The following is a 7,387-nucleotide window of genomic DNA, read 5'->3' on the forward strand; positions in this document are numbered from 1 at the left end:
CTCGCGCCGCCCCCCGTCATCCCGTCCACCCGGCCTACGCCAGCCCGCGCCGGCGCCGTCCACTTCCCACGCCGGTGGACGCCTCACCAGGCCGGTCCTCCCGCCGCGGGACCCAGGAGCACCTATGCGCCACCCGACCTTCTTCCGAAATGCTTCCCTCTCTCCCCTCTTGATGGCCCTGACCCTGGGTCTCGCCGCCTGCGGGCAGACGGATCGGCCCAGCCCTTCGGCGGCCACTCAAGCACCGTCCGGTCCGGCCTGGCAACCCCAGGCGGTGCCCAGCGGGGAAATCATCTCCGGGCAGGTGTACAACATCGTCAACACCTGCGGGGGACAGTCCCTGGCCGTGTCCAACGTCAGCCCGTCGGACGGCGCCCAGGTGGTCACCTGGACTCTGGTGGGAACGGGTGGGTTGAACCATCAGTGGAAGTTCGAGAGCACCAGCGACGGGTACTACAAGGTGATCGCCCAGCACAGCAACAAAGCACTCGAGGTGGCGGGAGGGGCCACCAAGAACGGCAGCCGGATTCAGCAGTGGACATACGACAACCTCTCTCATCAGGAGTGGAAACCCATCGACCTGGGAGGAGGCCGGGTGGCCCTGGCCCCCAGGCACGCCCCGAACTCCCGGTTGAATGTGTACAAGTCCCTCACCGCGGACGGCACCATCGTTCAACTGTGGCAGGCGGCCGACGTGTGCGCGCAGCGCTGGACCCTCGAACCGGTCAATGCCCCTACGCCCCTGAGCGAGGCCCGCTGGAGCGCGGCGGCGAACTTCTGGGGGCCGGTCGAGCGCAACACCAGCAACGGTGACCTCGGCGCGGGGGACGGGGGGACCTTCCGGGTGGGCGGCGTGAGCTACCCGAACACCCGGGGCCTGGGGGTCCACGCCCCGTCCGAGGTCGTCTTCAAGCCGAACGGCGCGTGCCAGACCTTCAGCGCCAAGGTGGGGGTAGACGACGAGACGCCGTACGGATCGGTCGAGTTCCAGGTGGTGGCCGACGGCGCTGTGGTGTACCGCAGCGGCCTCGTGCGCCGGGGCGAGCCGGTCAGGAGCGTCAACGTCAGCATCGCGGGGAAAAACCGCGTGCAGTTGATCGTCACCGACGGCGGAGACAACGCGGACTACGACCATGCCGACTGGCTCACCCCGGTCTTCGGGGGGTGCTCGGGCGCGTACAACCCCACGGCGGTCGTGTACGACGGGCCGCTCGAGATCACCCGGCGCGGGTACTACAGCGGTGCCTGGGAGAGCCAGAGCCCGGGAACACCCGCGGTGCAGGTGAACACCGACCAGCCGGTGGTGATCGAGGGGAGCTTGGTGCGCAGCCGCGGGACCCTCTTCGACACCCAGTGGAAAAACGCCGACCTCACGATCCGCAACGTGAGGGGCTACGCGCTCAATCCCAACCAGGACGGGGTCAAGCCCGGACGCTTCCTGGAGGCGCAGGGCGTCCGGAACGCCGTGATCGAGAACAATTACCTCGAGGGCACGGGGGGGCTGTACTTCAATGGCTGGAGCGGCTCCGCCGCCGCCGGTCAGACGATCAAGGTCCGGTTCAACGACGTGAAGAACATCGACGGGCGCTACAGCGCGGGCGTGGACGCCTGGAGAGACTTCAACATCCGGACAAATATGGCCACCCAGGCCCGGGAAGACGGCTTCTACGCCGTTCAGTTCGTGCAGTTCAACGCGATTCGGGGCATCCAAAACGCGGAGATCGCCTGGAACCGGGTCGTCAACGAGCCGGGCAAGAGCCGGGTGGAAGACAACGTCAACATCAGCGGGAGCAGCGGCGTGCCGGGAAGCCCGATTGCGATCCACGACAACCTCATCCACGGGGCCTACACGGTCAAGCCGGAGCAGGGAGGAACCCCCTCGGATGGCACGTACACCTACGAGTGGGGCTACAGCGGCGGGGGCATCCTGGCGAGCGACGGCTGCATTCCCGACCCGGCCCAGACGACGAGCTACGTCGAGGTGACGGGCAACACCGTGCTGGAAACGACCAACTACGGGGTGGCGAGTTCTGCCGGGCACCACATCACCCTCAACGGCAACCGGGTGGTGGCTTCCGGGCGGACGCCGAGCGGTGCACCTATCGCGGCGCAGAATGTCGGCATCTACATCTGGGACATCTGCGGAAGCCAGGCGGGTTACTTCGACAACGCCACCCAGCTCGCGCAGAACAACTACAGCGTGTGGGGACGGCCAAATACCGCGCCCGACGCCCGCAACAACCAGTGGATCGCGAACGGCAGTTGGGTGGGTTCCGTCCAGCCCGACGTGGGCGCAGTTTCGAGCACCGATGTTCAGAACGAGGTGAACATGTGGCAGGGACGGGTGGCGTCCAGCGGCGTGGTGATCGGCCCGCGCTAAGTGGAATTCCCCGGGCGCCACAGCCGCCACCTGAACCGTTTTCGCGGGGCGCCCGACGGCTGGTGTCGGGCGCCTCCCGGCTCCATGCCGGGGCGCTGCGGCGTCCTAAGTCGCCCATACGGCCTCGCCGGTGACGGGCAGCGGCTGGGCGTGCCCATGAACGCCGTGGCGAAGACTGCGGCGGAACCCAGCGAACGGGTGAAGGTCGGCCACGCCGCCGAGCAAGGCCGCGACCCGGTGGATCAGGCCGCCGCCCTCGCCTCGAGCACGCCCTGTCCAGACTCACCCGGCTGAAGTCGCCTTGGTCCTCGGAAGACCCGCCCCGGAGTGGGACCCCCAGGGTCATCGCGCCAGGCCAGCGGCTCAACCGCCGCGACACCCGCCGGTCAAGCCCTGCATCCACGTCACCAGTTCGCGGCCTTCGGTCAGGGGCACGGGGCGAGCGTACACCTCAGGCCAGGTCGGCCCTGCACGAACACCAGGGGTGAGGCCTCCGTGACTCGGCCAGCCCAACGGTCCCGGCGGTACTGCACGCGGCTTTCGCCGCGCAGCAGGACGTTGATTTCGAAGGCCGTGTAATGGACGTGCTGATCGAAGCTTGGAACGAGATCGAGCTGTTCGAGTTCCAGTCCAGGAAATCCAGGGGGCTGCCAGATGTTGACCTGTGGACCGGACGGGGAGAGAATCATCGCTCACCCCACCCCGCCCTGGGCGGGGTCCGGACCTTCACCCGAGAGTGCTCCCGACGGTTGAGTGGTTGGGGAAGGGGCGGCAGGGGCAAGGCCAGCACCTCAGGGAAAAGGGTGTTCGCGCAGATGGAAGGCGAACCCGCCCGCCTGTTGAGCCTTGTCCCGCCCCTCATGCTTCAGATGACGCTCGGAAGAGTGCTGGAGCAGCTCGCCCCCCTGCGGTGTCTGGGGGTACTTTTTGAACTGGTGCCTCAGCACGACCTCCCAGCGTCCCAGTTGAAGGACAGGCCAACTGGGACATGCCCACAACTCAGCAGCCCTCCGAAGAGCAGCCCTCTTCGGCTCGGGAAGGACGTGACGACTCCTGGCCCACGAGCGTCCGGAGCAAGGTCGGCCACACGCGGGCCGGACGATCCTCGGGCATCACGTTCGCCTGCAACTCCAGCGCGAGGGTAAGCGCAGGCAGGGTCCAGGCCAGCACCCCCACACTCACGGGGAGGGGACGGTCGAGCGTGACCGAATGTGTTTCCAGGGCGGCGTGTAAGGCCTGCCGGACCCAGCGACCGCGCTCGGCCAGCTTGAGGCGGGCCGACTCGTGACGCAGGGCAAACAGGCAGAACTCCAGTTCAAGTTGCAGCCAGGTCGAGTTCGGGGCCGCCTCGCCCAGCACGGCCTCGATGGCCTCCAAACGCTCGTCACCCGGACGGGCGAAGGCCTGCACCATCCGGGGCGCGACCTCACCCAGGCGGTGGTCATACAGGGCGAGGAACAGGTCCTCTTTGGAGGCGAAGTTGGAATACACCGCGCCCTTGGTCAGCCCCGCCTCACGCGCCACGTCATCGAGACGGGCGGCGTGAAAGCCCTCCCGGGCGAAGACCGTCAGGGCGGCATCAAGAAGCTGTTGCCGGGTCCGGCGCTTGCCCTCCTCACGTCCGGGGCCCTTTCGTCGTGGATGAGGGGTTCGGTCGCTGTTGGTCACGGCCCCCCATCATAGGACACATTGCAAAAAGATACCCACAAGTATCTATTCGCACAATCGAATGATACTCGTGAGTATCAAATAACGTCATGCCCTCCACCCAACAACTCGGCAGTCGTGTCGCTCTCGTGACGGGCGGAACCAGCGGGATCGGACGCGAGGTGGCCCTCGACCTCGCGCGCCGTGGGACGCACGTCTTCATCGTCGGTCGCGACCAGCAGCGGGCTCAAGAGGTCGTGCGTCGGGGCAACGGCCTGATCGAGTTTCTGGCCGCCGACCTGTCGAGGATGAGTGAGGTGCGGCGTCTCGCCTCCGAGGTGCTGTCCCGAACCCAGCGGCTCGACCTGCTCGTCCACAGCGCGGGCGTTCACCACCTGAGCCGTGAACTGACCCCGGAGGGGGTGGAGGTCAATTTCGCCGCGAACTACCTCAGCCGCTTCCTGCTCACCGAGCTGCTGCTCGAACGCCTGCAACACAGCGCGCCCGCCCGCATCGTCGTGCTGGGCAGCCCCTACAAGTTCGACCCTGCCCGCTTCATGTCCTTGCGCGGGCTCACCGCCGGAGAACCTCTCGCGCACCCCCTGTGGGCCCTCGCGCAGTCCGGCATGGCGATCAGCGTCTGGACCGTGGCGCTCGCCCGCCGCCTCGCCGGAACGGGGGTCACGGTCAACAACGTTCACCCCGGCTTCGTGCAGACGGGCATCCTGCGGACGTATCCCCTCGCGTTTCGCCTCGTGGATTACGTGCTGCAATTCTTTGTCGGCATGACGGCCGAAGAGGGGGCGCGCGCACCCCTGTACCTCGCCACCTCGCCGGACATGAACGGTCAGAGCGGGCAGTTCTTCGTGACCATGAACCGTGTGCTGGTTCCCAAGGGGACCTACGCGCCGCAGGTCGCCGAGCGGTTGTGGACCTTCAGCGGGCGCCTGACCCACCCGCAGGAGACCGCGGGCAAGCTCGTCCTGATCACCGGGGGCAGCCGGGGACTGGGGTTCGAGACGGCCAGGAAACTCGCGCAGCTCGGCTTCCGGGTCATCCTCACGTCCAGGACACAGCGGCGGGCGGACGAGGCCGCCGCCCGCCTTCGTGCAGCCGTGCCCGGCGCCGACATCCGCGGCGAGGCGCTCGATCTCGCCAACTTTGCGTCCGTGCACACCTTTGCCGGGAAGGTGCGCTCCCGGGAATCGGCGCTGCACGTCCTGGTCCTCAACGCCGCGCAGATGCCGGGCGCAAGACGACGCCTCAACGACCAGGGCATCGAGACGACCCTCGCGGCCAACCATCTCGGGCATTTCCTGCTCACGAACGAACTTCGGCCGCTGCTGGAGACGGCAGCCCGTGAGACGGGCGAGGCGCGGGTGCTGGTCGTCAGTTCCCGGCTGCACAAGGCGGGCATCCTGGGACCGGGGGCACGCTTCGACTTCGGGAACGTGAACCTGTCGCGGGCCTACCGGCCGATGGTGGCCTACAAGAACAGCAAACTCGCCAACGTCTGGTTCGCCTACGAGCTGAATCGGCGGCTGGCCGGCACGGGCATCACCGCCAATGCGCTCTGCCCGAACTTCGTGCCCCAGACCATCTCCGGGAAAGCGCCCGGCCTTGCCCGGTGGTTCTACCGGGGCATCGCACCGCGGCTGCCGTTTGCCAGGAGCCTGGACGAGGCGACGGACACTTACGTGTACCTGGCGACCAGTCCCGCCATGCGCGGTGTGGGAGGCCGCTTCTACGGGGAATCCCAGGCGATTTCGTCGAGCCCAGACTCCTACGACGAGGAGAAGGCCCGGCGGCTGTGGGCGCTGAGCGAGGAACTGACGGACACCTCGTTCGCTACGCGGCCTCATCAAGGCGAAGACGGACCAACGCGAGGTGTGGCGGCGCATTGAGCAAGACGAACGTGCTCAGAAGCAGTCCTGAACTCAGCCATAGGCCGTAGATGCGCCTGGGAGTGAGGCGGACGCGGTGGGAGGCGCCGCCTCGAAGCCCTGAGGGTCTCCTTGACGACTCATCTCCCACCCTCGTTCACGGCTGCCCAGCGCGAGCAGTTCACCCGCTTCCCGCAGATCGATGAACGCACCCTCTCCCGGCACTCCCTGCTCGACCTTTTCGAGACCCTGACCGACGCGGTGCTGGACATGCACGACCGTGTGATGGTGTCACTCCGCTACGGGGACGAGCGTGAGGCGGCCCAGGCGTTCGGGCAGCAGGGGCCCACAGCCGTCGAGCAACTGAGCACCTACAAGTCCGTGTGCGCGGCGATCATCGCCGCACGGGAGCAGGGCGCCGACCCCTATCAGGCGGTGGAGGCGGTCGTGGACTGGCAGCGGCTCGTCGAGACCGTGCGTGACGAACGGAATGCGGTCAGCACCGAACAGCTTGACCCACTGCACCATGTCCTGAAGGGCTACAAGATCACCGATCTGCTGCTGGAGGTGAATGCCTGGACCCGCTTCACGGGTGCTTTCCTGAACCTGCACAGCGGCAAGGGCGTGGAGCGCCATGACCACCTGCTGACCGCTATCCTGGCCGATGGGCTGAATCTGGGACTGCACGAGATGGCGGAAGCCTCACCTGACCCGGGCGTGACTGCCCGGCGCCTGATGTACCTGGCCGACTGGTTTGTCCGCCCCGACTCCTACGCGGCAGGGCTCGCAGAATTGGTCAACTTCCAATCGATGCTGCCCCTGGCGGCGTTATGAGGAGCCGAGACGACGAGCAGTTCCGACGGGCAACGCTTCCCGACAGGTGGACGGGGCCGAACGTTCGGGCACCTGAACGCGAAGTACGGTTGGGAACCGGGCGTGCTGTTCTACACGCACGTCAGCGACCAGGACGCGCCCCTCCACACCAAGGTCATTACCGCCAATGTCCGCGACGCGCTGCACGTGCTGGATGGGCTGCTCTACCACCTGTCCGAGTTGAAGATCAAGGAGCACTACACCGACACGGCGGGGTACACCGAGCAGGTCTTTGCCCTGTGTCACCTCCTGGGGTTCCGCTTCGCCCCCAGGATTCGGGACCTTGGGGAGACCCGGCTGTACACGCCCGAGGCAGCCTCAATCTACGGGCTGCTGGAGCTGTTGGTGGCTCAGCGGCTCAAGCCGCGCCTGATCCGAGAACACTGGGACGAACTGCGGCGGCTGGCCACGTGGGGGCCGGCCTCGTCCGGCAGGCCAGGCCCCTGCTCGCCGACACCCGGGGAGCGACCTACCCCTCGCCCAGCCAGATGTAACGGGCGAGGAGCAGGGCCGCCACGACATAGAGGATGGGGCTGACCTGCCGCGCCCGCCCGCTCAGCAGCTTGATGGCGCAGTAGCTGATCACGCCCAGGGACACCCCGTT

The 7,387-nt window shown here is 67.2% G+C and carries 4 protein-coding genes and 1 pseudogene; 4 read left to right on the forward strand and 1 reads right to left on the reverse strand.

All coding sequences use genetic code 11. The features are described 5' to 3' along the window. Nucleotides 1–124: 124 nt before the first annotated feature. On the forward strand, nt 125–2,380 hold the full coding sequence (locus tag A7B18_RS10075; RefSeq protein WP_102126562.1) for an NPCBM/NEW2 domain-containing protein: 2,256 nt from the start codon (nt 125–127) through the stop codon (nt 2,378–2,380). Further along, nucleotides 2,381–2,674, forward strand: a complete 294-nt coding sequence (locus A7B18_RS21405; protein ID WP_146009514.1) for a hypothetical protein — start codon at nt 2,381–2,383, stop codon at nt 2,672–2,674. Nucleotides 2,675–3,379: 705 nt separating this feature from the next. Here the strand turns inward: A7B18_RS21405 and A7B18_RS10080 are convergent. Next, nucleotides 3,380–4,048 carry a TetR/AcrR family transcriptional regulator gene (locus tag A7B18_RS10080; RefSeq protein WP_102126563.1) on the reverse strand — a complete coding sequence of 223 codons (669 nt, stop codon included), beginning with the start codon at nt 4,046–4,048 and terminating at the stop codon, nt 3,380–3,382. Between the two features lie 89 nt (nt 4,049–4,137). Between A7B18_RS10080 and A7B18_RS10085 the strand changes: the two genes are divergently transcribed. Both A7B18_RS10085 and A7B18_RS23110 read left to right on the forward strand, forming a co-directional pair. Further along, nucleotides 4,138–5,931, forward strand: a complete 1,794-nt coding sequence (locus tag A7B18_RS10085) for an SDR family NAD(P)-dependent oxidoreductase (RefSeq protein WP_102126564.1) — start codon at nt 4,138–4,140, stop codon at nt 5,929–5,931. Between the two features lie 264 nt (nt 5,932–6,195). Further along, a pseudogene (locus A7B18_RS23110) lies at nt 6,196–7,320 on the forward strand (Tn3 family transposase). Nucleotides 7,321–7,387: the final 67 nt, after the last annotated feature.

It is taken from the genome of Deinococcus planocerae (genome assembly GCF_002869765.1).
In the GTDB taxonomy this organism is placed as follows: Bacteria; Deinococcota; Deinococci; order Deinococcales; family Deinococcaceae; genus Deinococcus; species Deinococcus planocerae.

Bases quoted from the DNA above. Each gene is read 5' to 3' on its own strand.
- A7B18_RS10075 (WP_102126562.1), top strand. From the start codon at position 125: ATGCGCCACCCGACCTTCTTCCGAAATGCTTCCCTCTCTCCCCTCTTG.
- A7B18_RS10085 (WP_102126564.1), top strand. From the start codon at position 4,138: ATGCCCTCCACCCAACAACTCGGCAGTCGTGTCGCTCTCGTGACGGGC.